The sequence below is a fragment of the Acidocella aminolytica 101 = DSM 11237 genome (assembly GCF_900129125.1).
Lineage (GTDB): Bacteria > Pseudomonadota > Alphaproteobacteria > Acetobacterales > Acetobacteraceae > Acidocella > Acidocella aminolytica.
Window position 1 is genome coordinate 1 of the sequence record NZ_FQVJ01000011.1, and the last position, 25,552, is coordinate 25,552.

Consider the following 25,552-nt stretch of genomic DNA (forward strand, 5'->3'; position numbering starts at 1 on the left):
GAGCGCAGCATCACCCGCCATGTCTGGCGCGAGGCCCGCGAGCGGACCGACGCCAACCGCCTCACCTCATGGGGCAAGGCCATCTATAAACGACGAAAAGAGACGGTCGAGCGGTCCTTCGCCGATGCCAACCAACTCCTCGGACACCGCTACGCACGCTTCCGAGGCTTAACCGGCGTCACCTGCCAATGCCTGCTCGCCGCCACCGCACAAAATATCAAAAAAATCGCCATGGCACTCACCAAAGCACCAACGCCAAGCCCGGCCTGAGAGGGAAAACCCCTCACAAACAGAACAATTACAAGCCAAACAATAAATAAAACAAAACCCCGCCAAAAATGACGGGGTTTGTCACCAGTCTGAGCCGCCTCACAGGGCGGCTTTTTCTTTCACAATCGCCAGCGCGTGGGCAAAAGCCTCGTCCGCGTTGAGGTTGGTGGTGTCGATCAGGATTGCGTCCTCGGCCGGGATCAGCGGGGCGGTGGCGCGGGTGCGATCGGCCTCGTCACGCGCCGCGACATCGGCAATCACCTCCGCCAGGGTCAAGTGCTGACCTTTGCCGTCCAGCTCTAGTTGGCGGCGCTTGGCACGGGCTTCCACGCTGGCGGTGACGAATAATTTAACGTCGGCCTGCGGAAAAATCACCGTGCCGATATCCCGCCCATCTAGAATCGCGCCATTGGCGCTACCATAAGAGCGTTGATAAGCGAGCAGTGCCTCCCGCACGGCGGGGATAGAGGCGACTTGGCTGGCGGCCATGGAGGTCGAGGCATCCCGCAGGTCCTTCCGCGCGGTGTCCGTCTCGCTCAGTTCCCAGGCGGCGGCGGTGGCGGCCAGCGGGTCCGTGGGATCGCCGCCTGACTCCAGCACGCGCTTGGCAGTGGCGCGATAGAGCAGCCCGGTGTCCAGGTAAGGCAGCTTCAGCGTCTTGGCGAGGCGCTTGGCGAGTGTTCCCTTGCCTGCGGCGGCCGGGCCATCAATGGCGATGATGATCATGAGGCCGCCATCTCCGCTCCCAGCCCGCGCATCAGCTTGAGAAAGCCGGGGAAGGAGGTGTCGATAAAGCTGGCATCGTCGATCCGCACAGGCTCTGAGGCGGCTTGCCCCAGCACCAGGGCGGACATGGCAAGGCGGTGGTCCATGTGCGTCTCCACCAGCCCGCCGCCGGGAATGGTGCCGGTGCCGTGTATGATCAGGTCATCGCCATCAACCTCCACCTCTACCCCATTCACGCGCAGCAGCGCGGCGGTGGCCGCGAGACGGTCTGATTCCTTCACCCGCAGCTCAGAAAGGCCGCGCAGGCGGGAGGTGCCACGTGCCGTGGCGCAGAGCACGGCGAGAATCGGGTATTCGTCGATCATGCTGGGGGCGCGCTCTGGCGGCACGTCCACGGCGCGCAGCTCTGAGTAGGTGACGGTCATATCTCCCAGCTTCTCACCGCCCTCGGTGCGCTGGTTGGGCACGTCCAGCCGCGCGCCCATCTCGCGCAGGGTCTGGAACAGCCCGGTGCGCAGAGGGTTCAGCCCGACATTGGCGATGGTGACTTCACTGCCCGGCACCAGCAGGGCGGCGGCCACGGGGAAGGCGGCGGAGGAGGGGTCGCCCGGCACGTCCACGTCGGCGGCGCGCAGCTCAGGCTGGCCCTTGAGGCGGATATGGCGGCCTGCCCCAGCCTGCGTCACGGTGACTTCCGCGCCGAAATGGCGGAGCATGTTTTCCGAATGGTCACGGGTGGGCTCGGGTTCTTCAACCTCCGTGTAGCCCGGCGCGTTGAGCCCAGCGAGCAGCACGGCGGATTTCACCTGCGCGGACGCCACAGGTAGACGATAGAACAGCGGCAGCGGGTCGCGCGCGCCGAGAATCGTCAGCGGCAGGCGGTTGCCCGCACGGGCGAAAAATTGCGCGCCGCTGGCGGAAAGTGGGTCCACCACTCGGCCCATGGGGCGTTTGCGCAGCGAGGCATCGCCGGTCATCACCGCATAAAACGGGTGGGTGGCGAGAATACCGGCCAGCAGCCGCGCGGCGGTACCGGAATTGCCCATGTCCAGCACGTCTGCCGGTTCAACCAGCCCGCCGATTCCACGGCCGCACACCAGCCAGTCCGCGCCATCGCGGGAAATTTCAGCGCCCAGCGCCCGCATGGCGGCGGCGGTGCGCAGCACGTCCTCGCCTTCCAGCAGACCGGAAATGCGGGTCTGGCCGACGGCGAGTGCGCCAAACATCAAGGCGCGATGGCTGATAGATTTGTCGCCCGGCACGCTGAGACGGCCGGAAAGCCCTTTGACGGGGCGGCGGGAGAGATGGGGGCGGGGAGAATGCTGATCCATGCGCGCGCGCTTAGCATGGCTGAAGCCGTTTGACATAGAAGCAATGGCGTGGCATCGCGCCGCCCTTGATTAAATACGGCCCCACCACCCGAGGTTTGACATGGCAAAACCCGAATTAGGCGAAAAACACACCTGCGTCTCCTGCGGCGCGCGCTTCTTTGATCTCGGCAAGGAACCCGCCGTATGCCCGAAATGCGGAACCGAGCAGCCGATTGAGCAGCCGCGCCTGAAGCGCGCCGCACCTCTGCCGGAAGAGCAGAAGAAGACCGTCAAGCCCGCGCATGATTCCGATGACGTGGATGTGGAAGTGCCCGATGATAGTGACGATGAGGATATCCTGGAGGATTCCGACGATCTGGACGATGATTCCGACGTGATCGACGCCGATATTGACGTAAAGACCGAAAGCAATGACGACGAGCGCTAAGCCGCCCGGCGCGTGACGTTATAAAAAACCCCTCCGGCCCGGCCGGAGGGGTTTTTTCATGGGGCGGGCTTCCAGTCGTAGGCGGCGCTGGAATCGCTGCTGCGGTTGGGCTTGGCCCAAGCGCCGATCAGCCGTGTGGTGAGGGTGAGCGGTGGTTTCACGTTGGGCTTGGCATCCAGCCGCAGGGCCAGCGTGGCGTCGAACAAATCAATGCCGCCCTTGGCGGTGACGCTGCCGGAGGGGGCGGTGAGCTGCGCCTGGGTCAGGCTGCAATTACCCTGCGCGAAATTGCCCGCCAGTGTCAGCGTGGTGAAGGGCGTGGCCCCGCTGGTGAGCAGCTTGCTGAACGGCATGTGCTTGGCCTCGCCCAGCGCCGTAACGATGCCGGGCAGAGACAACCCGTTCAGCGTGCCGTTGCTGGCGGTGATGGTGGCGCTGCCGCCCAGGGTCGCCTCCCAGGCCTTGGCGGTATAGCCGGAGGCGGTAAGGCTGGCGGTGGCGCTAATCTGGCCGCTGGAGAGGGTGAGCGGAAAGCTCTGCGGCAGATTCAGCTTGCTGGCATCTACCCCTTCGGCCAGGAATTTGGCGCTTAAAGCGGGCGGAGCCTTGGCGGAGAATTTCAATGACATACTGCCGGTGAGATTGCCATTGCCGATACTGGCCTGGGTGAGTTTGAAGCTGGCCTGATCCGGCGCTAGGCTCAAAATACCCGCGGCGGGGCCAAAAATCTGTGTACCCGCATACAGCACATGGTCGGCCGAGAGGGCCACGCTGCCGGAAACCGGCAAGCTGTCCGGCATTTGCAGATTGGCGGGCAAGGAGGGCAAGGCTAGGGTTCCGGCATTTATCTGCCCGCTCAGGCGGCCTTTATGAACCATGAACTGGCCGGAGGCATTCAACAACCCGGCGCTGAGTACAAAATCATTCAGCCCGTACTGGTCCGGCGTGTAGGTAAAGCGCGCGCGCAAGGACAGTGCTCCAGGGCCGGGAAAGGCGAGGGCGGGGGTATCAGCCTCGGCGATGCAGGGCAGCTTGACGCCCTGGAACGGGTAGCCCGGCAGCGGCGCCATGCGTGAGCAGCCTTTCTCCACCCCGAGTAATTGCAGGGCCTCAATGGTGTTGGGGTGGCGCAAAGAGACCGCGCCGCGGGCGCTTTGTTGAACCAGATTGATGACTGGTGCGGCGGTGAATGTGAAATGACCCAGCCGCGCCACGGCGCTCGCGGTCAGGGCGGTTGGCGGCCCGGCGGCGGCCATCACTAGGCTGAAATGCGGCTTCAGCAGGTCCGGCGGCAGCTTTATGCCGGCGGGCAACAGGGCCGCCAGGGGCGCGGCGGAGGGCAGGTCCAGAAACGCGTGGGCGGAAGTGACTTTGAAGTCCTTGTCCAGTGTGACGCTGCCACCGGCGATGCCGCCATAAAGATCCGCCGTGGCGCGGCGGATGTTCAGTGTGCCATCCAGCGCGGCATCCACGAACAGATTACTGAGTTTCACGGGGCCAGCCTCGGCATGGGCGGCGGTCAGTTCGCCATCCACGGTCAGAAGGCCCGCCAGCGGCTTCTGGCCCAGCCAGGTGGCCAAGGGTGTCAGGTCTAGATGATCGAACCCAAGCTGGAAGGCGGCGTGGTTGCCGGAAAGGCGCAACTGACCGTTCACATGGTCGGCGCCGAGCGTGCCGGTGATGGATTTCAGCACCGGCGAGTCGCGGCTGCCACCGAGATCGGCTTGCAGGAAGGCGGCGCGCCAGGCGCTTTCAGCGGGCAAGCCCAGCCCTGCGGCCAGGGCGTTCAAATCCGGTGCGGCGAGGCTGAGATGGCCGGAAAGTCCATCCTCCGGCGTCAGCTTGAGTGTCCCGCCCAGGCTGGCGCCGCCATACAGGGCTATGTTCAGCCCGTTGATGGAAGTGCCTTTGGGCCCTGTCTCAAGCGTGGCCTGCAAGGCCGGAAACGGCTTGCCCGCCAGCATCAGCTGGTCCGCATTCAACTGGATGCGAGTGGGCAAAGCGCGCGGCCAGATGGTTTCCGCCCCGTTGAAATGGCTGAAATTCAGGCCGTGCCCGGTAAGGTTGGCGTTGAAGCCCAGGGGGGCGAAGGTGAGCTTGGCATTGCCGTCCAGCCGTCCCTGGCCCAGGGCGAAATTGAGGGTGGGGGCGGTGATGCTGTTTGCGTCCGCCTGAATCTGCGCGGTACCTGTAATGCCGCCGGGTAATTGCAGTTTGAGCAGCCCATCCAGCAGGCTGCGCGAATCCAGAGTACCGGAAAGGTCCGCCTTGGCGCCGTCCAGCGCCGTGTGTATGGAAAGTTGCGCCGAGCCGTCATCGGCGGTTTCCCCCACCGAGAGGCCGAGCGTTATTTTATGCCCGGCCAGCTTGCCATCGCCGGAGACGCTGACGCTGCCATAGGCGCCGGTGAACAGGTCCGCGTTGACGCCGGTGAAATCCACGGTGCCAAAGCGCACCAGCCCGTTATTGATATGGGCGTGCAAAGCCGCCAGCCAGGGCGGCGGGGCAACGGCGCTGATGCCGCCCGGCATGGGCCATGGGAAGGAGATTGAAGGGGTGTTAAGGTCCAGCGTGCGCACGGCAAGCTGACCGTGCAACAGCGGCGCCAGGGCAAGGTCCAGCGACAAAGCCTTGGCGGTGATGGTCTCATGGTCCGGCCCGGTGATGGTGATGCCCGTGGCGATGATTTCCGGCTGCGGCCAGTAAGACAAAGAGAGCTTGCCGCTGATATGCACCTCGCGACCAGTTAGGCGGGAGGCAAAGGCTTCCACCGCCGCGCGGTGCGCGGGCGCGGCCACAAAAGAGGGCAGGGCCAGCAAGGCCGCCAGCACCGCCAGCACAAGCACCAGCGGCACAGCCCAGAAAAGGTGTTTACGTATCACCTGAAACCGCTAATCCGTTTATTGTTCATCAAATGGAGAGCATGCGCCCGCTAAATCCTTCTAAGGTCAATGTCCTATTGTGTTGTTGGGTTCAAGGGTGCCGCTGTGATAGGCAGAAAACATGAGTTATTGGGGCAAGTTTATTGGCGGCATGGCGGGTTTTGCCATGGGTGGGCCTTTCGGTGCGCTGTTTGGCGCGGCCTTGGGCCATGCCGCGGATGAAGGTAAGCTGCATGGCTTTGCTTCCGGCTTTGCCGGGCGGGCCATGCCGTTTGACCCGCTGAAAGTCGCCTCCATGCTCGGGCGGCGGGACCAGATTTTTGCCGTGGGCGTTACCGTTTTGGCTGCAAAACTATGCAAGTGCGATGGGCCGGTGAGCCGGACGGAGATTGACGCGTTCAAGCGCAGCTTCGCTATTCCGCCCGGCAATATGGCCGAGGTGGCGCGGCTGTTCGACAGCGCGCGCGAAAGCCCGACCGGGTTCGAAAGCTACGCCACACAGATCGGCCAAGCTTTTTCCGATGACAAAACAGTGCTGGAGCAGGTTTTGGCCGGGCTGTACCAGATCGCCCGGGCGGATGGGCCGGTGAATGCCGCAGAAGCGGATTTTCTCTCCCGCGTGGCGTTCGGCTTCGGGCTGAACGACGCGGCGGCGCGCCGGGCGGGGCAGGGCGTGCCGCCACCCCAGCGCCCGTCTGAGGACCCATATCTGGTGCTGGGCGTGAAAGCCCAGTCCAGTGTGGAGGAAATCAGGATACGCTGGAAGCAGCTCATGCGTGAAAACCACCCGGACAGCGTGGCGGCACGTGGCGCCGCCCCGGCGGTGGTGAAGGCGGCCTCTGAGAAAGTCGCGCGGATCAACGCCGCTTACGATGCCATCAAGCGTGAGCGGGGCATTTAGGCGGGGCCATGTTTCACCATCTGGGTGTGTTTTTCGCGGCTTCGGTAATGCTGGCGCTGTTGCCAGGGCCGGGCATGACTTTTGTGGTCAGCCGCAGCCTGGCCGGTGGCGCGCCGGCGGGGGTGGCCTCCAGCCTTGGCACAGGTACGGGCGGGCTGCTTCAGGTTCTCATGGGCGCGGCGGGGCTTTCTGCACTGGTGCTGGCCAGCGCGCGGCTATTCGTGGTTTTGAAGTTGGCCGGGGCGGTTTATCTAGTCTGGCTTGGTCTAGGCACGATTTTGAAAGCCCGCGCGGATGCCTCTTCGATGCTCAGCACGACGGCGTCCAAAACCAGCCTGCGCCGCGTTTGGCGGGAGGGAATGGCCGTTTCCGCGCTCAACCCTAAGACAGCGGCGTTTTTTCTCGCCTTTCTGCCACAATTTATTAACTCCGCCGCCGGATGGGTGGCGCTGCAATTTCTGGCGCTTGGGGTGATGACGGTGCTGATCTACACGGTTTCCGACGGGTTGATCGCGTTGGCGGCGGCTTGGCTGAAGCGCGGGCTGCTGCGCCATGACGGGGCGGTGGCAAGGCTGCGGCAAGCAGCGGGCGGGCTGATGATCGGTCTCGGACTGGGACTTTTATTCACGCGCCGCCCGGCTTTGTGAGCATGGACATGATCTTTGACCCCTCGCCGAATTTCGACGAGCGGGATGGTCCGGTCTCCGTGCTGGTGATGCATTACACCGGTATGCCCACGGCGCATTCGGCGATCACGCTGCTGAAATCCCCGCGCGCGAAGGTCTCGGCGCATTATGTGGTGGATGAGGACGGCACGGTTTACAATCTTGTGCCGGAGGCCAAACGGGCTTGGCATGCCGGGATTTCTTATTGGCGCGGCCAGCGGATGCTCAATGATGCCTCAGTGGGCATCGAGATTGTGAATCCCGGCCATGAATGGGGGTACAGACCGTTTCCGGCGGCGCAGATGCAGGCGGCGCGCGCACTTGCCCAGGGCATTATCGCCCGCCATAGCATCGCCCCGCGCAATGTGGTGGCGCACTCAGACATAGCCCCCAACCGTAAGCAGGACCCTGGCGAACTGTTCGGCTGGGCGTGGCTGGCGGAGCATGGCGTGGGGGTATGGACGGAGGCGTCTGACCCGCCGGGCGATCTGCGGGCGGATCTGGCCGCGATCGGCTACGATATAGGTTTGCCTGAAAAAGATGTCATCTTGGCTTTTCAGCGTCATTTTCTTCCCAATCATCTCAGCGGTTTGGCTGACGAGCCTACGGGCGGGCGCGCTGCGGCGCTGCGGCGGCTTGTTGACGGGCAGGGTAATCGGCCTTAGGCACCGCGCCGATCCAGACGGTTGGACGGCCGCCGGCGGGTAACCGCTGGAGGAAAGTCCGGGCTCCACGGAAATACGGTGTCGGCTAACGGCCGGCGGGGGCGACCCCAGGGAAAGTGCCACAGAAAGCAAACCGCCACGGCTTGCCGTGGTAAGGGTGAAAGGGTGCGGTAAGAGCGCACCGCTTTTCCGGTAACGGAAAGGGCAAGGAAAACCCCACCGGGAGCAAAACCGAATAGGGGTGGCCAGCGTCCTGCGGCAACGCAGGGGCGCGAAGCGGTTTCCGGCTTGCCGCCCGGGTTGGTTGCTTGAGGCGGGTGGCGACACCCGTCCCAGAGGAATGGCCGTCCAGCGCCCCTCGCGGGTGTGGACAGAACCCGGCTTACAGGCCGTCTGGATCATTATTCCTGCTTTGTCGTGAACACGAGACAGAGCAGGAACGGATGACAAAGAATCCACGAAAATCAGCGCGGATGCTGGCGTTTTCGGGACGCGGGAGGGGGCGATTCTCCTTGCCGGTGGCTGGGGGGCATGGTAGTGGGTTAATAACCCATGCTTTCCCATGAAGTGGTAGAGCGTGGAGCAGAGATGAGGTGTCACGGCCCGAGGCGATGAAGCAGTTCTTTGGCAGCTACGAAAACAAACGCGATGCGAAGGGAAGGGTATCTGTCCCGGCGTCGTTTCGTGCTGCCTGGAAAGACCATGCGGATATGACGCTGATCCTGCGTCCCTCTTTCATCGAAGGCTGTGTCGAGGCGTGGCCGTTGCCGAATTATGAACGTTTCCAGGCCAAGGTGGATGCAATGCCCGAAATGAGCCGTGAGCAGGTGGGGCTGCAAACCCAGGTCTATTCCGATGCCGAGGAGGTGGAGCTGGACGGGCAGGGGCGTATCCTGATCACCGGCTATCTCGCGGATTTCGCCAATCTCTCCAACGCGGTGTTCTTCATGGGGCGCGGCGATCATTTCCTGATCTGGGAGCCGGAGGCGGGCAAGGCCTTCCGCGTGGCGTCTCGCGCCATGGCGCCCAAACTTAGCTTCGGAGCGGCAGTATGACGGAATATTCACATATTTCCGTGCTGCTGGAGGAAGCAGTGACAGCCCTGCAACCGGCCGATGGCGGGGTGTATCTGGACGGCACGTTTGGTGGCGGCGGCTATTCCCGCGCCATTTTGGAGCGCGCGGATTGTCGCCTCTATGCCATTGACCGTGACCCGGAAGCCGTGGCCAGGGGCGAGAAAATGAAGGCCGAATATCCCGGCCGGTTTGAGGTTGTGCTTGGCAGAATCAGCGAAATTTCAGAGCTTCTGGCGGACCGTGAGGCTGTGGGGTTGGACGGCGCGGTGTTCGATCTTGGGTTGTCCTCATACCAGATTGATGATCCAGCGCGCGGTTTCTCATTCCGCCAGGATGGGCCTTTGGATATGCGAATGGGCCGTGATGGGCGCGACGCCGCGGCAATCGTTAATTTTTGTGCCGAATCTGAGCTGGCTGATATTTTGTATAAATATGGAGACGAAAAAGCTGCGCGGCGGGTCGCAAAAGCGATCGTTGAGCGGCGCGGTGTCCATAAATTTGTGACAACGGCGGATTTGGCCAGCGTGATACGGAGCGTTGTAAGACCGGATAAATCTGGCATCGATCCGGCGACCAGGAGCTTTCAGGCCCTGCGGATCGCCGTGAACGAGGAGCTGGCGGATATCGAAGCGGCTTTGGAACAGGCGGCGGCTTTGCTGCGGCCGGGCGGGCGGCTTGTGGTGGTCAGTTTTCATTCGCTGGAGGACAGGATCGTGAAGCATTTCTTCGCAGCTTGCGCCGGGCGTGTGCCTGCCGCCTCCCGTCACGACCCGGCTGGGCTGAAGCCGGTGGCGCTGCCGCAATTCAGACTGGTGACCAAAAGCCCGGTGCTGCCCGGTGAAGCGGAAACGCGGGCCAATCCGCGTGCCCGCAGCGCCAAGCTGCGCGCCATGGAAAGGCTGGCGGCATGATCGTGCGTCCCTTTACCTTCCTAACAGGTCTTTTGTTCGCTCTTTCGGGCGCGTATCTGTTCGTGGTCAAACATAACAGCCGTACGCTGGAAAACCGGTTGGAGCAGCTGGCTGAATCCAGCCGTCATGATGAGCAGTCGATCCGCGTGCTGAAGGCGCAATGGGCGTTGGAGGCTGACCCTTCCCGCATTGCCCAGCTAGCCTCGCAATTCACCGGCCTGCAGCCGATGAAGCCTGGCCAGCTTGTCACGTTGGCCTCTTTGGCCAACAGCTTGCCCGCGCCTGGCAGTCCGGCGCCGTTCAGCAATCCTGAGGATATGGTGCCCGCCATGCCCGGTGCTTCCGGCCCGGCTGGTCCGGCGATTGAGGTGCGCGGGCATCTGGCCAGCGCCGCGCAGGCTGGAACGAATGCGGCCCAACCCGCCGCGCCGGAGCAAGTGGCCGACAACGATGCTCCTGCCGCCGTGCTGCCAATGCCGCCAATCAGCCCGCCGCCCCCGCCAGTGCCGCATCATGAGGTTGAACGGCTGGCCAGCCTCAACGCCGCGCCGCGCCATCTGCCGGTGCCGCCGCCGCCCGCGCCGCATCAGGTGCAGGCGGCTTCAGTGATCTATGTGACGCCGCATGTGGCGCAGGCCCGCGCGGTGGCGTCGGTGCCGCATCGCCCCACCCAGCCTTTGGGCGCGCGGGTGGTGCGGGTGCGTGCCACAGCCACAATGCCCGCCCCGCCCCGCCCGGCGCCCCCGCCGCAGCCTGATTTGCCCCTCGGCGGCGGTTCTCTCCTGGGAATGGCGCAGACCGGGAGCCAAAATTGACTTTAAATTTCCGGCCAGACGGCCAGCCTCCTTCCCGACGGAAGGGGGCTGCTGGTCGTGGTGATGCAGCGCCAAACATGGAACAGGTGCGGGTAACCGGCTCCGACCTGAACCAGCGCGGGGCGTTGGAGCGTGCGCGCGGGCGGATTGTGATGGCTGCGCTTCTGTTCATCGGCCTTTACAGCCTTGTGGCGCTCAAGCTGATCTGGGCGACGGTGATTTCGCCGATTTATCCAAGCCAAGCGCAGATTGCGGCGCTTATGCCCAAGTTCAGCGTGATGCCCCCGCCGCCTTCGCGGGCTGATATCGTGGACCGTAACGGCACCATCCTGGCTGTGTCCCTGCCCGGGGCCTCGCTCTATGCCAATCCGCGCCAGGTGCCGGACCCGCGGGCGGCGGCGGCGCTGCTGGTGAATGTGCTGCCGGGCGCGAATGAAGCCTGGATTGCCCATGTTCTGGGGGCGGGCGTGCCCGTGGAGAAGCGCCGGGAGTTCGTGTATCTTGACCGCCGCCTTACCCCGCAGGAGGAGCTAGCGGTGAACTCGCTCGGGATTCCGGGCGTGTATTTCGAGGATCGGGAAGAACGCCACTACCCGGACGGTGACCTCGCTGCGCATATTCTGGGCGGGGTGAACATCGATTCAACCGGACTGGCCGGGGTCGAGAAATATTTCAATAAGCGCCTCACCACCGATACGCAGCCCTTGCAGCTTTCCATCGATGCCGGAATTCAGAGCATCGTGCATAACGAACTGGCCTCGGCGGTGAAGGAGTTTCAAGCGCCAGGGGCCTGCGCCATCGTCATGAACGTGAAAACTGGTGAGGTGCTGGCGATGGTCAGCCTGCCGGATTACGACGTGAATGATTACCGTGACGCCAGCCATAACGCGCAATTCAACCGATGCGTGAGCGGGCTTTATGAGCCGGGCTCGGTGTTCAAGCTGCAAACCATTTCGATGGCGCTGGATAGTGGCATAGTGCATTGGTGGGATTATTTCGACACCACTCACCCGCTGCGCGTAGGGCATTTCTACATTACCGATTTCGAGCCCGCGCACCGCTGGATGGCGGTGCCGGAGATTCTCAACGTGTCCTCCAATATCGGCGCGTCGCGGATTGCCACCATCTTAGGGCCCAAGATTGAGCAGGCTTGGTACGAGAAACAGGGGTTTTTCAAGCCGCTTGATGTGCAGCTCCCCGGCCCGCCGCTGCCGTTGTTTCCCTCCAAAAGTAATTGGGGGCTGGCTGCGACGATGACGGTGTCCTTCGGCGCCGGCATCGCGATTTCGCCCTTGCAGTTGGTCACCGCCACCATCCCGATTGTGAATGGCGGCCTGCGCTACCATGCGACGCTGCTGAAAGTGGACGCGAACGGCCCACAGCCGCAGGGCGTGCGGATCATGAAGCAATCCACATCGGAGATCATGCGCAAGATGATGACCAATGTGGTGCTGTTCGGCACCGGCGAATATGCGGCGGTGCCGGGCTATGTGGTGGGCGGCAAAACCGGTACGGCGCAGGTGGTGGGGCCGAATGGCCGTTATCTGCGGCATACGAACAATGCCTCCTTCATGGCGGCGTTCCCGATGCAGGATCCGCAATATTTGGTTTATGTGCTGGTGATGCAGCCTAAGCCGGATGCCACCACGCATGGCTTCACCACCGGCGGCTATATCGCGGCGCCCACGGTCTCAAGGATTATCGCCCGGATGGGGCCGATGCTCGGGATTGTGCCCTCCACAGGGGACGAGTTGGCGAAGCTGGATGCCTCGCTGAGCGTGCCGTTGAACCCCTCGCCGCCGCCAGGGCAGCGCGCGCTGGGCCCCAACGATCCGCTGCCGCCAGGGGCGAACGCCTTTGCTTATGAGCTGATGGGCAAAAAGCCGCCCCAGGCCGCTGCTGATGCGCGCGGGCCGGAAGGGGCTTCCGCCCGTCCGGCCGACGTAAAGGCGCACAAGACAAGGCACGAGAAAGTTCTGGCACCGGTTTCACCAATGATGGGCAGTCACATGACCGAACGGGACACGGGGGATGAGCAAGGTTGAGATGCAAGGGGTTGTGGGTATAACAGCCGATAGCCGCGCGGTGCGGTCAGGCTACCTCTTTGCGGCTTTGCCGGGGGTAAAGGTTGACGGGCGCAATTTTATTGCCGAGGCCGTGGCCAAAGGCGCTATTGCCGTGCTGGCGCCGGAAGGCACCGCCTGGCCGCCAGGTGTGCCGCCGCGCCGTTTGATCACTGCCCCTGACCCGCGCGCCAAGCTGGCCGAACTCGCGGTGGAATTTTACGGCGCTTTGCCTGAGCGCTTGGTGGCCGTGACCGGCACCAACGGTAAAACCAGCACGGTGGACTTCCTGCGGCAGATCTTCACGCTGGCCGGGCGCAAGGCGGCGTCTGTTGGCACGTTGGGGGTGATCGCGCCGGGGCATGACCCCTCGGGCAGCCTGACCACGCCGGACCCTGTGACCTTGGCGAAAACCTTGACCGGGCTGGCGCGTGAAGGTGTGAATGACGTGGCGATGGAGGCGTCCAGCCACGGGCTCGACCAGCATCGGCTGGATGGGCTTCGCTTCTGCGCCGCCGGGTTTACCAATCTGACCCGGGACCATCTTGATTATCATGGCTCGATGGACGCGTACGGCGCCGCCAAGCTTCGTCTGTTCACGGCACTGCTGAAACGCGGCGGCGCGGCGCGAGTGATGGCGGATTTGGCGCCGGAGATTTTGTCTCAGTTACGGGAACGAGCCGCTGCGTGTGAGCAGAGTTTTGAACTTGTGAGCGTGGACCGGGTGAAGCCGCGCCCGGATGGCCAGCTTGTGCAGGTGAATGGAAAAGCGGTGGAACTGCATCTGCCAGGGCGTTTCCAGGCGGATAACGCGGCACTGGCGGCCAGTCTGGCCGAGGCGGCGGGGGTAAGTGACGCGCTTGCGTACCTGCCGCACCTAGCCGGTGTGCGCGGACGGCTGGAGCGCGCCTTGGTGCTGCCCAACGGCGCCGCAGCTTATGTTGATTATGCCCATACGCCAGATGCCATTGCTCGTGTGCTGGCGGCGCTGCGTCCGCATGCCACCGGGCGGCTGCATATTGTGTTTGGCGCGGGCGGGGACCGCGACCCGGGCAAACGCCCGCTGATGGGTGAGGCCGCCATGATAGGCGCGGACGTGGTTATTATAACTGATGATAACCCCCGCAGCGAGGACCCGGCGCCGATCCGTCGGGCCATTCTGACCGCTTGCCCGGGCGCGGTGGAAATTGCCGACCGCCGCGCCGCCATTGCCGCCGCTTTGGACGGCTTGCGTGAGGGCGATGTGCTGGTGGTGGCCGGCAAGGGGCATGAGCAGGGGCAGATCGTGAAAGGCGAGGTGATCCCGTTTGACGATGCTTTGGTGATCCGTGAGTTGGGAGGGGCTCCATGAGCGGGCTCTGGACCGCTGACGAACTGAAGGTCTTGTTCGGGGCGGGGTGGGATGTGTCCGGCATTTCCATCGATACGCGGACGCTGAAAGCGGGGGATTTATTCGTCGCGCTCTCCGGCGCCCGGGATGGGCATGAGTTTGTGGCTGAGGCGTTCGCCAAGGGTGCGGCGGCGGCGTTGGTGTCCCGCCCTGTGTCGGGACAGGCGATTATGGTGCCGGATGTTCTGAAGGCATTGGAAACGTTGGGCCAGGCGGCGCGGGTACGGTCTGGCGCGAAGGCAGTGGCGGTGACCGGCTCGGTGGGTAAGACCACGGTGAAGGAGATGTTGAGGCGCACGCTCTCGGCTTTTGGCAAGGTCCATGCGGCGGAGGCGAGTTTTAACAACCATATCGGCGTGCCGCTGACCCTGGCGCGGATGCCCCAGGAAACAGAGTTCGGCATTTTCGAGATCGGCATGAACCATCCGGGTGAGATTGCGCCGCTGGCGGCGTTGGTGCGGCCTGATGTGGCGATTGTGACCTGCGTGGACCGGGCGCATTTGGGGCTGATGGGCTCAGAACTGGCCATCGCCAAGGAGAAAGCCAGCATCTATGCCGCGCTGGCCCCGGCGGGCAAGGCGGTGTTGCCGGGCGATACGGCCTATGTGCAGGTGCTACGTGAGGCGGTGCCCGCGGGCCATTGCGCGCTGTTGTTCAACGGCCCCGAGGCGCGGTTGCTGGACGTGCTGAGCGGGCCGGAAAATGCCGAGGTCGCGGCGGAGATTTTGGGCCGGAAGGTTTGTTTCCGGCTTGCTGCGCCGGGGCGGCACATGGCCAGCAACGCGCTTGCCGTGCTGACCACCGCCGCTGCTTTGGGGCTCGATGTGGAAAAGGCCGCTGATGCGCTCTCTGGTTTCGCGCCTTATGCGGGGCGCGGGGCGCGGCGGATGCTGGCGCTGCCGGGTGGCGGGCAGATTTTACTGCTGGATGAAAGCTATAACGCCTCCGGGGCGTCCATGCGGGCGGCGTTTTCGGTGTTAAAGCTGCAGCCTGGGCGGCATGTGGCGGTGCTGGGCGATATGCTGGAACTGGGCGAACATGCCCAAGTGGAGCACCTGGCTCTGGCGCCGGGTTTGCGTGATGCGGCGGATATTGTTTTTACCGCCGGGCCGCATTGCGGGGCTTTGTTCGACTCGTTGCCCCGCGCCATTCAGGGCGCGCATGCGCCGGACGCGGTGACATTGGCACCCATGGTCCAGGCCGCATTGCGGGATGGCGATGCGGTGTTGGTGAAAGGCAGCCTCGGCAGCCGTATGCGCGACGTGATTTCTGCCCTGGAAAGCCCCGGCTGATGTTTTACTGGTTCCTGCTCCCGCTTGCCGGGTATATTCATGCGTTCAACCTGTTCCGGTACATTACGTTCCGGGCGGGGGGGGCGTGTCTGACGGCGTTGATTATCAGCTTCTGGGTCGGGCCGAAGCTGATTCGCAAGCTGCGCGCCATGCAGCGCCATGGCCAGCCGATCCGCTCTGACGGGCCGGAGCGGCATCTAATCGAGAAAAAAGGCACGCCCACCATGGGCGGAACGTTAATTCTGCTGGCGTTGGGGGCTTCCACCCTGCTTTGGGCGGATTTGTCCAATGGCTATGTGTGGGCGACGCTGATGGTGACGTTCGGCTATGGCGGCATTGGCTTCGCGGATGACTTCTTGAAGCTTACCAAGCGCAACACCAAGGGCGTGCCGGGGCGTATTAGGCTGTTGGGCGAGGCGGCGATTGGGCTGGTGGCGGCCTTGTGGATGACGCATCTGATGCCGCCGGGCATTGCGGATGGCGTGGCGGTGCCGTTTGTGAAGAATTTTCTGATTCCGCTGGGCTTTATGTTCCCCATTTTCGGCCTGCTGGTGATGATGGGTTCGGCCAATGCGGTGAATTTCACCGATGGGCTGGATGGTCTGGCCACCGTGCCGACCATGATTGCCGCCGCCGTGTTCGGGTTGATCGCGTATCTGGTCGGCAACCGTATTTTCGCGGGCTATCTGGAAATTCACTTCGTGCCGGGCGTGGGGGAGCTAACCGTGTTTCTCGCCGCGCTGATTGGGGCGGGGATGGGGTTCCTGTGGTTCAACGCGCCGCCTGCGGCGGTATTCATGGGCGATACCGGCTCGCTCTCCCTCGGCGGGGCGCTGGGGGCGGTGGCGGTGGCGACCAAGAATGAGATTGTGCTGGCGATTGTCGGCGGGCTGTTCGTGGTGGAGACGATCTCCGTCATCGTGCAGGTATTCTGGTTCAAGCGCACTGGGCAGCGCGTGTTTCTGATGGCGCCGCTGCATCATCATTTCGAGAAGAAAGGCTGGGCGGAGCCAACCATCGTGATCCGGTTCTGGATCATTTCCATGATTTTGGGACTGGTGGGGCTTGCTACCTTGAAGATCAGATGAGCCCGTTCGCAGGAAAAAGATTTGCCATTGTCGGGCTGGGCCGGGCCGGGTTACCCGCTGCCCGGCGTTTGCGCGATTGGGGGGCGGAACTGCTGCTGTGGGATGATGGCGAGACCAGCCGCGATGCCGCCGCCGCTGAAGGATTTGCGCTGGGCCGCCCGAGCGAATCGGGCCGCCGATTCGACGCACTGCTGCTCTCGCCCGGGATTCCGCATATTTTGCCGAAGCCGCATCAGGAAGCCGCCTGGGCACGCGCGCAGGGGATTGCGATTCTCACGGATGCCGAGATGCTCTACCAAGCGGTGCGGGCGTTGGGCTCCAGGGCGCGGTTTGCCGGAATTACCGGCACCAACGGCAAATCCACCACCACGGCTTTGCTGGCGCATATTCTGACACTGGCGAGGATTCCCAATGCGGCGGGCGCTAATCTTGGCCCGGCGGCGCTCTCTTTGCCGGTGTTGCCTGATAACGGCGTCTATGTGCTCGAAATGTCCAGTTATATGTTGGAGAGACTCGTAAGCTTGCGCTTCGATGCAGCGGTTATGCTGAATCTTTCGTCCGACCACCTGGACCGGCATGGTGACATGGACGGTTACGGGGCCGCGAAGCGGGAGATTTTCGCGCGCCAGGATGAAAGCTGCACGGCGGTGATCGGGATGGATGACGAGCCTTCCCGCCAGATGGCCGCCTGGCTGCGGACGCGCCCGGCGAAGCTGGTGGAGATTTCAGGCGTTGGGCATGAGACCGGGGCGAGGGCGCTGCGCGGCACGCATAATGCCCAAAACGCCTTGGCTGCCGCTGCCATGGCCCGCGCGCTGGGCGTGGATGAAGCCACGATTGCGGCGGGAATTAAGAGTTTTCCGGGTCTGGCGCACCGCGCGCAGGAAGTTGCCGCGCGCGAGGGGGTGCGGTTTGTGAATGACAGCAAGGCCACCAATGCCGACGCCGCCAGCCGGGCCATGGGGGTGTATGGACGCTTTGTCTGGATTGCGGGCGGGGTGGCCAAGGCCGGCGGGATTGAGGAGCTGGCGCCGTATTTTCCACGTATCGAGAAGGCGTTTCTGATCGGCCAGGATGGCGCGGCGTTCGCCAGGCGGTTGCACGAGGCCGGGGTGGCGAATGAATATGTCGGCACGTTGGAGCAGGCGGTGCCCGCCGCGTTCATGGCGGCTAAGGCAGGCGGAGGCGTGGTGCTGTTTTCCCCGGCGGCGGCGAGTTTCGACCAATTTCCGAATTTTGAGGTGCGGGGCGAACGCTTCGTGGCCTTAGCGAAAGGAGGGCAGTGATGCCGCCGCTCTCACGCGCTGATACGTCCGTTCTGGGGCGCTGGTGGTGGAGCGTGGACCGCGTGGCGCTGATGGCGTTGGCGGTGCTGATTGGCATTGGGTACGTGCTGGCGCTGGCGGCCTCGCCGGGGCTTTCGGCTCATCTGACAGACCCGCGTATGCTGGCGATGATCAAGCAGATCGTCTTTCTGGTGACGGGCGGGCTGATCATGCTGGGACTCTCCATGCTCTCTCTGCGGCAGGTGAAGCTGGCGGCGCTGGGCATGGGGATTGTGTTCTACCTGCTCACTGCCTTTACGCTGATGCACGGTACCGAGGTGGATGGCGCGAAACGCTGGATCTCCTTGCCAGGCTTTACCATTCAGCCTTCGGAGTTTTTGCGACCGGCCTTTATTATCGTGGTGGCCTGGTGCATTGCCGAGGCGCGGCGCACGCCGGGGTTTCCGGGCAAGCGCGCGGCGTTGTGCGTGTTTCTGGCCACCATAGCGCTGCTGAGGATGCAGCCGGACATCGGCATGACCTTTTTGTTCACCATGGTGGTGTTCACGCAGTTTTATCTCGATGGGCTGGAGATGAAATGGGTGGCCGTGGGGGCGGGGCTGGTGGTGCTGGCTGGCATTTACGCGTTCTTTTTCATCACCCATGTCCACACGCGTGTGATGATGTTCATTCATCCCCCCAAGGGCAGCCAGGCCCAGACGGCTCTGATGGCGTTTGGCAATGGCGGCATATTCGGGCTGGGGCCGGGTGAGGGGCAGGTGAAGCGGTTTTTGCCCGATGCGCGCGCGGACTTTGTGTTCGCCGTGGCAGGTGAGGAGTTTGGGCTGTTTTTCTGCGCCTTTATCATCGCGGTATTCGCGGCGGTGGTGCTGCGCGCGCTGGTGCGGCTGCTGGCGGAGCCGAATTTGTTTGTGGTGCTGGCTGCGGGCGGGTTGATCGCCGGGTTCGGGTTGCAGGCGTTCATCAATATGGCGTCGTCGCTTTCGTTGATCCCCACCAAGGGCATGACCTTGCCGTTTATTTCCTACGGAGGGAGTGCCGTGCTGGGCACGTCCATCCAGATGGGATTTTTGCTGGCCCTGACCCGAAAACGACATGCGGGAGATTTGCAATGACGGTGGGGGTGTATAGGCCCATCGTGATTGCGGCGGGGGGCACGGGCGGGCATTTTTTCCCGGCTGAGGCGTTGGCGGCGGAATTGCTGACGCGTGGCGAGAGGGTGGTGCTGCTGACGGATGCGCGCTCCGGTGGGCTGGCGTCGCCGGTTTTCGCGCAGACGGAAAAACATGTGGTGGCGGGCGCGGGTTTGGCCGGGCGCGGGGTTTCGCGCGCCGCCAAAGGGGCTTTGGCGCTGGCGCGGGGTGTGGTGCAGGCGCGGGGGATTTTGCGCCGGCTGAAGCCGAGGGCGGTGGTGGCGTTTGGCGGGTATCCGTCCGTGCCGCCGGTTCTGGCTGCCGCGAGTTTGGTGGGGGCAAAGCCGTTCGTGGTGCTGCATGAGCAGAATGGCGTGCTGGGGCGGGCCAACCGGTTTTTGAGTCTCTTTGCTAATCTGTTGGCGTTGAATTTTGCTGAGACGCAGCGTGTGTCTGCCGGGATTGAAACCGTGGCGGTGGGTAACCCGGTCCGCCCGGCGATTGCGGCACTTTATGGCCAGGGATACGCGGCGCCGGAGCAGGAGATTGAACTGCTGATTATTGGCGGCTCGTTGGGGGCGAAGGTGTTTTCAACGCTGGTGCCGCAGGCTTTGGCGTTGTTGCCGGAAGCGTTGCGCCAGCATTTGCGTGTGACGCAGCAATGCCGCGCGGATGATGTTGAAGGCGCGCGGCGCTTGCTGGATGAGGCAGGACTCAAAGCCGAGCTTTCGCCGTTTTTCAAGGATATGGCGGGGTTGTTGAAGCGAGCGCATCTTGTGGTCGCGCGGGCGGGGGCGTCCTCGGTGGCGGAGATTGCGGTGGCGGGGCGCCCGGCGATTTTCATTCCCTTGCCCAACGCCATAGACGACCACCAGCGCGCGAATGCCGATGCGCTGGCGGTCCATGGCGGCGCGTTGCGGTTGGACCAGGCAGGGCTCACACCTGAAAATTTGGCGAAAGAGATCGAGACTTTTTTGATGAATCCTGAACGTTTGACGAAGGTGGCGGCGATGGCGGCACAGCTGGGGCAGCCCCAGGCGGCGGCGAGGCTGGCGGATATCGTGCAGGAAAGGGCGAAAGCATGAGGGCGCTGCCGCTTTCCATCGGGCCGATACATTTTGTGGGCATTGGCGGGATCGGCATGTCCGGGATCGCGGAAGTGCTGCATGAGCTGGGTTATCGGGTGCAGGGGTCAGACCTTTCGGAAAACGCCAATGTGCATCGCTTGCGCGCGGCTGGGATTCCCGTGGCGGTAGGGCATGATGGGAAACATCTGGGCGCCGCGCAGGTGGTGGTGATTTCCACCGCCGTGCCCAAGGACAACCCGGAAGTGTTGGCGGCACGCGCCAAATTGATTCCGGTGGTGCGGCGCGCGGAAATGTTGGCCGAGCTGATGCGCCTGAAATGGGCCGTGGCGATTGGTGGCACGCATGGCAAGACGACCACAACCTCGCTGGTGGCGGCGGTGCTGGAGGGTGCGGGGTTTGATCCGACCGTGATCAATGGCGGCATCATCAATGCGTATGGCTCCAACACCCGTTTGGGCTCCGGCGATTGGATGGTGGTGGAAGCTGATGAGTCGGATGGCTCGTTCCTGCGTTTGCCGGCGGTGATCACGATTGTGACGAATATGGACCCGGAACATCTGGACCATTGGGGCAGCAAGGAGGCGATGGAGGCGGGGTATCGGCAATTTGTCGCCAATATTCCGTTTTATGGCTTCGCGGTGCTTTGCATCGACCATCCCGCCGTACAGCAGTTGATCCCGGACCTCTCGGATCATCGTGTGATTACCTACGGGTTTTCGCCGCAGGCGGATGTACGCGCGGAGCGGATTATTTCCTCCAAGGAGGGGGCGACTTTTGAGGTGCGGATCTCTGACCGCATCACCGGCCGGGCGCGGCGGATGGGGCCGTTTAAGCTGCCGATGCTGGGGAATCATAACGTCCAGAACGCGCTGGCGGCCATTACAGTGGCGCTGGAAATGGAAATCGGCGAGCCCCATATCAAGGCGTCTCTGGCGAACTTTGCAGGGGTGAAGCGGCGCTTCACCAAGACCGGCGAGGCGGGCGGGATTACCGTGATCGATGATTACGGGCATCATCCGGTGGAGATCGCAGCGGTGCTGAAGGCCGCGCGGCAGGCCGGGGCGCGGGATGTGATCGCCGTTGTGCAGCCGCACCGTTATTCCCGTTTGCAGACATTGTTCGAGGAGTTCTGTGCCTGCATGAATGATGCCGGGACGGTGATTGTCGCGGATGTGTATCCGGCGGGCGAGCAGCCGATTGAAGGCGTGGACAAGGACGCACTGGTTGAAGGGCTGCGCGCGCGCGGGCACCGCTCCGTGGTGTCGATGGCTGATCCCGCGCATTTGCCCGAGATGGTGCATGCCATGGCCCGGTATGGGGATTATGTGGTGTGCCTGGGGGCAGGGAATATTACGCAATGGGCGGCGGCATTGCCCCAGCAACTGGCGGATTTGCAGACCCAGGCACGGGCGGCGGGGGCGCGGCGATGACAGCCAGCACGATCCCGGCCCCGCGCGGGCGTTTGAAAGAGCATGAACCCTTGGCGCCGATGACATGGTTTCGTGTCGGCGGCCCGGCGGAGTTTTTGCTGCGCCCGGCGGATGTTGAGGATCTGTGCGAGTTTCTGCGTAATCTGCCGCTAGAAATGCCGCTGACGGTGATTGGCGCGGCATCCAACCTGATTGTGCGCGATGGCGGCATTAATGGCGTGGTGATTAAGCTCGCGCGCGGGTTTGGCGATGTTGAGATTGAGGCGGACGGGGTTATTGCCGGGGCAGCGGCTCTGGATGTCACGGTTTCAGAACATGCGGCGGCGGCAGGGCTGACGGGGTTGGAATTTCTTTCGGGGATTCCTGGCACCATTGGCGGCGCGGTGGCGATGAACGCCGGGGCTTATGGCGGTGACATGGCAGGCGTGCTGGACTGGGTAGAGATTGTGATCCGTGGCGGCGCTCTGCGGCGGCTTTCAGTGCAGGAGTTGGGACTGTCTTACCGTCATTCAAATCTGCCCGCGGATGCGGTGGTGGTGCGCGCCCGTATGCGCGCCCAGCCAGGGGATGCCGTGCTGATTGCCACGCGGATGGGTGAGATTAAAGCCAAGCGCGAAGCCACACAGCCGGTCCGCGCCCGTACCGGGGGCTCAACCTTTGCCAACCCAGATGGGCAGAAAGCTTGGGAGTTGGTGGATGCGGCAGGGTGCCGGGGACTGACCATCGGTAAGGCGCAAATTTCGGATTTACATTGTAATTTCCTGCTGAATTTGGGCGGTGCCTCGGCGGCTGAACTGGAGGGGCTGGGTGAGGAAGTGCGCCGCCGTGTGGAAGATAAATCCGGCGTGAAGCTGCGCTGGGAAATTAAACGGATTGGAGTGCCGGCGTGATGCGTGTAGCGGTGTTGATGGGCGGTATGTCGTCCGAACGGGACGTGTCGCTGAATTCCGGCAAGCAGGTGGCCGGGGCGCTACGGCAGGCCGGATATGAAGTCACCGAGATTGTGGTAAGCGAGGATCTGGGTGCGTTACTGGCGGCGCTGACCCCGCGCCCGGATGCCGTGTTCAATGCGTTGCATGGGCGGTTTGGCGAGGATGGCACGATCCAAGGGATTCTGGATTATCTTGGTCTGCCCTACACACATTCTGGTGTGCGCGCTTCGGCGGTGGCGATGGATAAAGGGGCGGCGAAGGCGGTGTTCGCGGCGGCCGGGTTGCCGGTAGCGCCGCATAAGATCATCGACATTGCCGAGTTAGCCGAACAGGACCCGATGCCGCCCCCTTATGTGGTGAAGCCAGTGAATGAAGGGTCTTCGGTTGGTGTGTCGATCGTCAAGGAAGGCGATAACCATCGTGCCGAGATTGCCGCGAACTGGCAGTTTGGGCAGGCGATGGTGGAGCAATATATTCCGGGCCGCGAGCTGACCGTAGGGGTGCTGGAAGACCATGCACTGACCGTGACGGAAATTATGCCGGCGGAAAAATTCTACGATTATCACGCGAAATATGCCGTTGGGGGCTCGCGCCATGAGCTGCCCGCGAATGTGCCGGACAATGTTGCCGCGTCCGCGAAGGAGATTGCGGTGGCGGCGCATAGGGCGCTGGGATGCCGTGGGGCATCGCGCGCGGATTTACGCTATGACGAGGAAACCGGGCGGCTGATTTTGCTGGAGGTGAATACCCAGCCCGGCATGACCGCGACCTCACTACTGCCTGAGCAGGCGGCGCTGGAGGGGATGGATTTCCCCGCACTCTGCGCCTGGATGGTGGAGAGGGCTGCATGCCGCGCGTAGAAACATTGGAGCGCCCCGTTAAAGCACCGCCGCGCCAACGCGGCCGAAGCAGCGCACGTGGCAAGAAAGCCCCGCCGCCGCAGGACCGGCTGAGCCAGCGCACCTTGTTTCTGCGCCGGGTAAAGCGCAGCTTGAAGCCAGGACTTTGGATTCTGGGCGCGACGGCCGTGTTGGTAGTGGGGGCGGAACTGGTGCGCACCTTGCCCGGCGCCAAACCCCACCCGGCGCCGCCCGCTGATGCGATGCTGGCCGCCGCGCCACCCGCCCCGGCGCCGGTAGAGCAGCCTGGCCTGTTGGCCGAGGCGCTGGCCGCGATTGGGTTTCGGATCCATCATATCGAGATTCATGGCGCCGCGACGATTGATCCGCGGGCTTTGTCCGCGGCGGTGGATGTGAAAGCGGGGGACCCGACCTTTGGTATGTCGCTCGCCCGGATTCAGCAGCGCGTGGATGCGCTGGGACCGGTGCGGGATGCTACTGTTGAACGGATTTTGCCGGGCACGCTGGTGGTGGATATCACCGAGCGCGATGTTTATGCCATTTGGCAGACCATTCAGAATGGCCAGCCGATTTTTCAGCTGATCGACAAAAATGGCGACGTTATCGCGGACCAGAATGCTGCGGCGGCGAAGCGGCGTCAGCCTTCGCTGTTGTTACTCTCAGGCGCTGATGCGCCCCAGCAGGCCAGCACGCTGATTCCAGAGCTAAAAGCCCAACCCAGCGTTTATGCGCATGTGGCGGCGGCGGAACGGGTGGATGGGCTGCGCTGGAATCTGATTTTGAAGAATCATACGGTGGTGAAACTGCCGGATGGCGACGAGGCGGCGGCTCTGGCACAACTCACCAAACTGCAAGCCTCTATGCAACTGCTCGACAGACCAGTGGAAGCGATTGATCTGCGTCAGCCAGGGCGTTTGGTGGTGTTGCCGTACACCTTGCCGCCGCCCCCGCCGCCGCCTGGAAAAGCGCCCGTGAAACGGCAGGAGGGACAATGAACAGCATCACGCGTCGTTCCCCCGTTATTGATAGCGGTCTGAGGCCAGCGCCAGAGGAAACGCTGCGCGGCCGAAATGTGAAATCCGGCCCCTTCGGTGTGCTGGATATCGGCACAACCAAGATTGCTTGTTTGATCGGCCGTGCGGAGTCTGATGGCCGGTTGCGCGCGCTTGGTTTTGGCTGGCAGCGCAGCCGGGGTATTAAATCTGGCGGGATTGTGGATTTGGATGATGCGGAGCGGGCCATTCGCGCTGCTGTGGGCGCGGCGGAAGATATGGCGGATATGCGGCTGAAATCCGTGTATGTAAATCTCTCCTGCGGGCAGCCTGAATCGCGCTTGTTCAATGTGCAATGGCCGGTGGATGGGCGGGCTGTGAGCAGCGATGATATTCGGCGCGTGGTGCGTGAGGCGCGGCTGCGGGCCAGCACGGAAGGGCGGGTGACGATTCATGCGCTGCCGTTGAACTTTTCCGCCGATGAAACGCCGGGCGTGACTGATCCGCGCGGGCTGTTCTGCGATACCTTGACGGCGCAACTGCATGTGGTGGATGGCAGCAGCACGGCGCTGCGTACGCTGGCGGCTTGCTTGTCGCGTTGTGAGCTGGACATTGCGGCGCTGGTGTCGGCACCTTATGCGGCGGGGTTAGCTGCGCTGGTGGGCGATGAGCGTGAGCTGGGCGCCACGGTGATTGATATGGGTGGCGGTACAACCTCCATGGCGGTGTTTTACGAAGGCCAGGTGGTGCATACGGCGCAGCTTCCGGTAGGAGGCAATCATGTGACCACTGATATTGCGATGGGGCTTTCAACGCCGATTGCACATGCGGAGCGATTGAAGGCACTTTATGGAAGTTGCCACGCTTCGCCGGACGATTCGCGCGAGTTGCTGCCGGTGCCTTCGGTAGGGGAGGCGGAACACCAGATTGCGCAGGTGCCGCGCTCGCATCTGATCTCCTGCATCAAGCCGCGCGCTGAGGAAATTTTTGAAATGGTCAAGGACCGGCTGGAAACAGCGGGGCTTGGGCGTGCGGGAAATGGGCGCGTGGTGTTGACCGGCGGCGCTTCGCAGCTTGGCGGTGTGCGTGATCTTGCCTCGCAAATTCTGGAACGCCCAGTGCGGTTGGGACGCCCGGCGGGGGTGATTGGGCTGCCGGATTCAGCCGCAACGCCCAACTTCGCAACATTGACCGGCTTGTTGGCATTTGCCTCGGGCGATGGGCAGGTGATGCAGGATATCGATTTTGAATCGGAACGACAAAGCGGTTGGTTTGGCCGTCTTGTGGATTTTCTTAAAAATCGTGTTTGACATGAAAGCGGCGTGTTCT

The 25,552-nt window shown here is 63.1% G+C and carries 23 protein-coding genes and 1 other RNA gene; 21 read left to right on the top strand and 3 right to left on the bottom strand.

What is annotated here, in order from left to right:
* The coding region (locus BUB54_RS07580) for a transposase (protein WP_175556480.1) at positions 1-270 on the top strand (270 nt) is incomplete at its 5' end.
* 99 nt (positions 271-369) lie between these two features.
* Here the strand turns inward: BUB54_RS07580 and cmk are convergent.
* Together cmk and aroA are read right to left on the bottom strand one after the other, a co-directional pair.
* Positions 370-996 carry a (d)CMP kinase gene (gene cmk / locus BUB54_RS07585; RefSeq protein WP_048879578.1) on the bottom strand — a complete coding sequence of 209 codons (627 nt, stop codon included), beginning with the start codon at positions 994-996 and terminating at the stop codon, positions 370-372.
* A complete protein-coding gene (gene aroA, locus BUB54_RS07590; RefSeq protein WP_048879587.1) occupies positions 993-2,327 on the bottom strand; it encodes a 3-phosphoshikimate 1-carboxyvinyltransferase in 1,335 nt (444 codons plus the stop codon). Before aroA ends, cmk begins: the two co-directional genes overlap by 4 nt.
* 100 nt (positions 2,328-2,427) lie before the next feature.
* Between aroA and BUB54_RS07595 the strand changes: the two genes are divergently transcribed.
* The gene (locus tag BUB54_RS07595; RefSeq protein ID WP_048879579.1) at positions 2,428-2,754 is read left to right on the top strand and encodes an FYDLN acid domain-containing protein; all 327 of its coding nucleotides are present in this window, start codon (positions 2,428-2,430) and stop codon (positions 2,752-2,754) included.
* 56 nt (positions 2,755-2,810) lie between these two features.
* Here BUB54_RS07595 and BUB54_RS07600 read toward each other — a convergent pair whose 3' ends face one another.
* Positions 2,811-5,636 (bottom strand): AsmA family protein, encoded by a 2,826-nt coding sequence (locus tag BUB54_RS07600; RefSeq protein ID WP_048879580.1) that lies wholly within the window; start codon positions 5,634-5,636, stop codon positions 2,811-2,813.
* Between the two features lie 121 nt (positions 5,637-5,757).
* On the opposite strand from BUB54_RS07600, the gene BUB54_RS07605 reads away from it, so the two are divergent.
* The 19 genes from BUB54_RS07605 (at position 5,758) to ftsA (ending at position 25,533) form a co-directional block, all read left to right on the top strand.
* Positions 5,758-6,537, top strand: a complete 780-nt coding sequence (locus tag BUB54_RS07605; protein WP_048879581.1) for a TerB family tellurite resistance protein — start codon at positions 5,758-5,760, stop codon at positions 6,535-6,537.
* Between the two features lie 8 nt (positions 6,538-6,545).
* Positions 6,546-7,184 carry a LysE family translocator gene (locus BUB54_RS07610; protein WP_048879582.1) on the top strand — a complete coding sequence of 213 codons (639 nt, stop codon included), beginning with the start codon at positions 6,546-6,548 and terminating at the stop codon, positions 7,182-7,184.
* Positions 7,185-7,186: 2 nt separating this feature from the next.
* A complete protein-coding gene (locus BUB54_RS07615) occupies positions 7,187-7,867 on the top strand; it encodes an N-acetylmuramoyl-L-alanine amidase (protein ID WP_048879583.1) in 681 nt (226 codons plus the stop codon).
* A 13-nt stretch (positions 7,868-7,880) separates the two neighbouring features.
* Positions 7,881-8,268, top strand: an RNA gene (gene rnpB / locus BUB54_RS07620) — RNase P RNA component class A.
* A gap of 192 nt (positions 8,269-8,460) precedes the next feature.
* Positions 8,461-8,922 carry a division/cell wall cluster transcriptional repressor MraZ gene (locus tag BUB54_RS07625; protein ID WP_139284832.1) on the top strand — a complete coding sequence of 154 codons (462 nt, stop codon included), beginning with the start codon at positions 8,461-8,463 and terminating at the stop codon, positions 8,920-8,922.
* On the top strand, positions 8,919-9,854 hold the full coding sequence (rsmH, locus tag BUB54_RS07630) for a 16S rRNA (cytosine(1402)-N(4))-methyltransferase RsmH (RefSeq protein WP_048879585.1): 936 nt from the start codon (positions 8,919-8,921) through the stop codon (positions 9,852-9,854). The genes BUB54_RS07625 and rsmH overlap by 4 nt, the downstream gene beginning before the upstream one ends.
* Positions 9,851-10,669, top strand: coding sequence for a cell division protein FtsL (gene ftsL, locus BUB54_RS07635; RefSeq protein WP_073211449.1), 819 nt, complete (start codon positions 9,851-9,853; stop codon positions 10,667-10,669). Before rsmH ends, ftsL begins: the two co-directional genes overlap by 4 nt.
* 77 nt (positions 10,670-10,746) lie before the next feature.
* Positions 10,747-12,714: a peptidoglycan D,D-transpeptidase FtsI family protein gene (locus BUB54_RS07640; RefSeq protein ID WP_052948294.1), complete on the top strand. Its 1,968-nt coding sequence runs from the start codon at positions 10,747-10,749 to the stop codon at positions 12,712-12,714.
* Positions 12,701-14,083 carry a UDP-N-acetylmuramoyl-L-alanyl-D-glutamate--2,6-diaminopimelate ligase gene (locus BUB54_RS07645; protein ID WP_048877646.1) on the top strand — a complete coding sequence of 461 codons (1,383 nt, stop codon included), beginning with the start codon at positions 12,701-12,703 and terminating at the stop codon, positions 14,081-14,083. Before BUB54_RS07640 ends, BUB54_RS07645 begins: the two co-directional genes overlap by 14 nt.
* Positions 14,080-15,414, top strand: coding sequence for a UDP-N-acetylmuramoyl-tripeptide--D-alanyl-D-alanine ligase (locus BUB54_RS07650; RefSeq protein WP_048877647.1), 1,335 nt, complete (start codon positions 14,080-14,082; stop codon positions 15,412-15,414). Before BUB54_RS07645 ends, BUB54_RS07650 begins: the two co-directional genes overlap by 4 nt.
* On the top strand, positions 15,414-16,502 hold the full coding sequence (mraY, locus tag BUB54_RS07655; RefSeq protein WP_048877648.1) for a phospho-N-acetylmuramoyl-pentapeptide-transferase: 1,089 nt from the start codon (positions 15,414-15,416) through the stop codon (positions 16,500-16,502). Before BUB54_RS07650 ends, mraY begins: the two co-directional genes overlap by 1 nt.
* On the top strand, positions 16,499-17,788 hold the full coding sequence (gene murD, locus BUB54_RS07660; protein ID WP_048877649.1) for a UDP-N-acetylmuramoyl-L-alanine--D-glutamate ligase: 1,290 nt from the start codon (positions 16,499-16,501) through the stop codon (positions 17,786-17,788). The genes mraY and murD overlap by 4 nt, the downstream gene beginning before the upstream one ends.
* On the top strand, positions 17,788-18,903 hold the full coding sequence (locus tag BUB54_RS07665; RefSeq protein ID WP_048877650.1) for an FtsW/RodA/SpoVE family cell cycle protein: 1,116 nt from the start codon (positions 17,788-17,790) through the stop codon (positions 18,901-18,903). The genes murD and BUB54_RS07665 overlap by 1 nt, the downstream gene beginning before the upstream one ends.
* Positions 18,900-20,006, top strand: coding sequence for an undecaprenyldiphospho-muramoylpentapeptide beta-N-acetylglucosaminyltransferase (gene murG / locus BUB54_RS07670; RefSeq protein WP_048877651.1), 1,107 nt, complete (start codon positions 18,900-18,902; stop codon positions 20,004-20,006). Before BUB54_RS07665 ends, murG begins: the two co-directional genes overlap by 4 nt.
* On the top strand, positions 20,003-21,439 hold the full coding sequence (murC, locus tag BUB54_RS07675) for a UDP-N-acetylmuramate--L-alanine ligase (protein ID WP_048877652.1): 1,437 nt from the start codon (positions 20,003-20,005) through the stop codon (positions 21,437-21,439). The genes murG and murC overlap by 4 nt, the downstream gene beginning before the upstream one ends.
* Complete coding sequence (gene murB, locus BUB54_RS07680) at positions 21,436-22,329, top strand: UDP-N-acetylmuramate dehydrogenase (RefSeq protein ID WP_048877685.1); 894 nt, start codon at positions 21,436-21,438, stop codon at positions 22,327-22,329. The genes murC and murB overlap by 4 nt, the downstream gene beginning before the upstream one ends.
* Positions 22,329-23,231 (top strand): D-alanine--D-alanine ligase, encoded by a 903-nt coding sequence (locus tag BUB54_RS07685; protein ID WP_175556483.1) that lies wholly within the window; start codon positions 22,329-22,331, stop codon positions 23,229-23,231. Before murB ends, BUB54_RS07685 begins: the two co-directional genes overlap by 1 nt.
* On the top strand, positions 23,219-24,226 hold the full coding sequence (locus BUB54_RS07690) for a cell division protein FtsQ/DivIB (protein ID WP_048877654.1): 1,008 nt from the start codon (positions 23,219-23,221) through the stop codon (positions 24,224-24,226). The genes BUB54_RS07685 and BUB54_RS07690 overlap by 13 nt, the downstream gene beginning before the upstream one ends.
* A complete protein-coding gene (ftsA, locus tag BUB54_RS07695; RefSeq protein WP_048877655.1) occupies positions 24,223-25,533 on the top strand; it encodes a cell division protein FtsA in 1,311 nt (436 codons plus the stop codon). Before BUB54_RS07690 ends, ftsA begins: the two co-directional genes overlap by 4 nt.
* The last annotated feature ends 19 nt before the right edge of the window (positions 25,534-25,552 follow it).

Bases quoted from the DNA above. Each gene is read 5' to 3' on its own strand.
- murD (WP_048877649.1), top strand. From the start codon at position 16,499: ATGAGCCCGTTCGCAGGAAAAAGATTTGCCATTGTCGGGCTGGGCCGG.
- BUB54_RS07685 (WP_175556483.1), top strand. From the start codon at position 22,329: ATGCGTGTAGCGGTGTTGATGGGCGGTATGTCGTCCGAACGGGACGTG.
- BUB54_RS07645 (WP_048877646.1), top strand. From the start codon at position 12,701: ATGAGCAAGGTTGAGATGCAAGGGGTTGTGGGTATAACAGCCGATAGC.
- murB (WP_048877685.1), top strand. From the start codon at position 21,436: ATGACAGCCAGCACGATCCCGGCCCCGCGCGGGCGTTTGAAAGAGCAT.
- ftsA (WP_048877655.1), top strand. From the start codon at position 24,223: ATGAACAGCATCACGCGTCGTTCCCCCGTTATTGATAGCGGTCTGAGG.
- BUB54_RS07665 (WP_048877650.1), top strand. From the start codon at position 17,788: ATGCCGCCGCTCTCACGCGCTGATACGTCCGTTCTGGGGCGCTGGTGG.
- rsmH (WP_048879585.1), top strand. From the start codon at position 8,919: ATGACGGAATATTCACATATTTCCGTGCTGCTGGAGGAAGCAGTGACA.
- BUB54_RS07595 (WP_048879579.1), top strand. From the start codon at position 2,428: ATGGCAAAACCCGAATTAGGCGAAAAACACACCTGCGTCTCCTGCGGC.
- ftsL (WP_073211449.1), top strand. From the start codon at position 9,851: ATGATCGTGCGTCCCTTTACCTTCCTAACAGGTCTTTTGTTCGCTCTT.
- BUB54_RS07610 (WP_048879582.1), top strand. From the start codon at position 6,546: ATGTTTCACCATCTGGGTGTGTTTTTCGCGGCTTCGGTAATGCTGGCG.
- BUB54_RS07615 (WP_048879583.1), top strand. From the start codon at position 7,187: ATGGACATGATCTTTGACCCCTCGCCGAATTTCGACGAGCGGGATGGT.
- BUB54_RS07650 (WP_048877647.1), top strand. From the start codon at position 14,080: ATGAGCGGGCTCTGGACCGCTGACGAACTGAAGGTCTTGTTCGGGGCG.
- BUB54_RS07690 (WP_048877654.1), top strand. From the start codon at position 23,219: ATGCCGCGCGTAGAAACATTGGAGCGCCCCGTTAAAGCACCGCCGCGC.
- murG (WP_048877651.1), top strand. From the start codon at position 18,900: ATGACGGTGGGGGTGTATAGGCCCATCGTGATTGCGGCGGGGGGCACG.
- cmk (WP_048879578.1), bottom strand. From the start codon at position 996: ATGATCATCATCGCCATTGATGGCCCGGCCGCCGCAGGCAAGGGAACA.
- mraY (WP_048877648.1), top strand. From the start codon at position 15,414: ATGTTTTACTGGTTCCTGCTCCCGCTTGCCGGGTATATTCATGCGTTC.
- aroA (WP_048879587.1), bottom strand. From the start codon at position 2,327: ATGGATCAGCATTCTCCCCGCCCCCATCTCTCCCGCCGCCCCGTCAAA.
- BUB54_RS07605 (WP_048879581.1), top strand. From the start codon at position 5,758: ATGAGTTATTGGGGCAAGTTTATTGGCGGCATGGCGGGTTTTGCCATG.
- murC (WP_048877652.1), top strand. From the start codon at position 20,003: ATGAGGGCGCTGCCGCTTTCCATCGGGCCGATACATTTTGTGGGCATT.
- BUB54_RS07640 (WP_052948294.1), top strand. From the start codon at position 10,747: ATGGAACAGGTGCGGGTAACCGGCTCCGACCTGAACCAGCGCGGGGCG.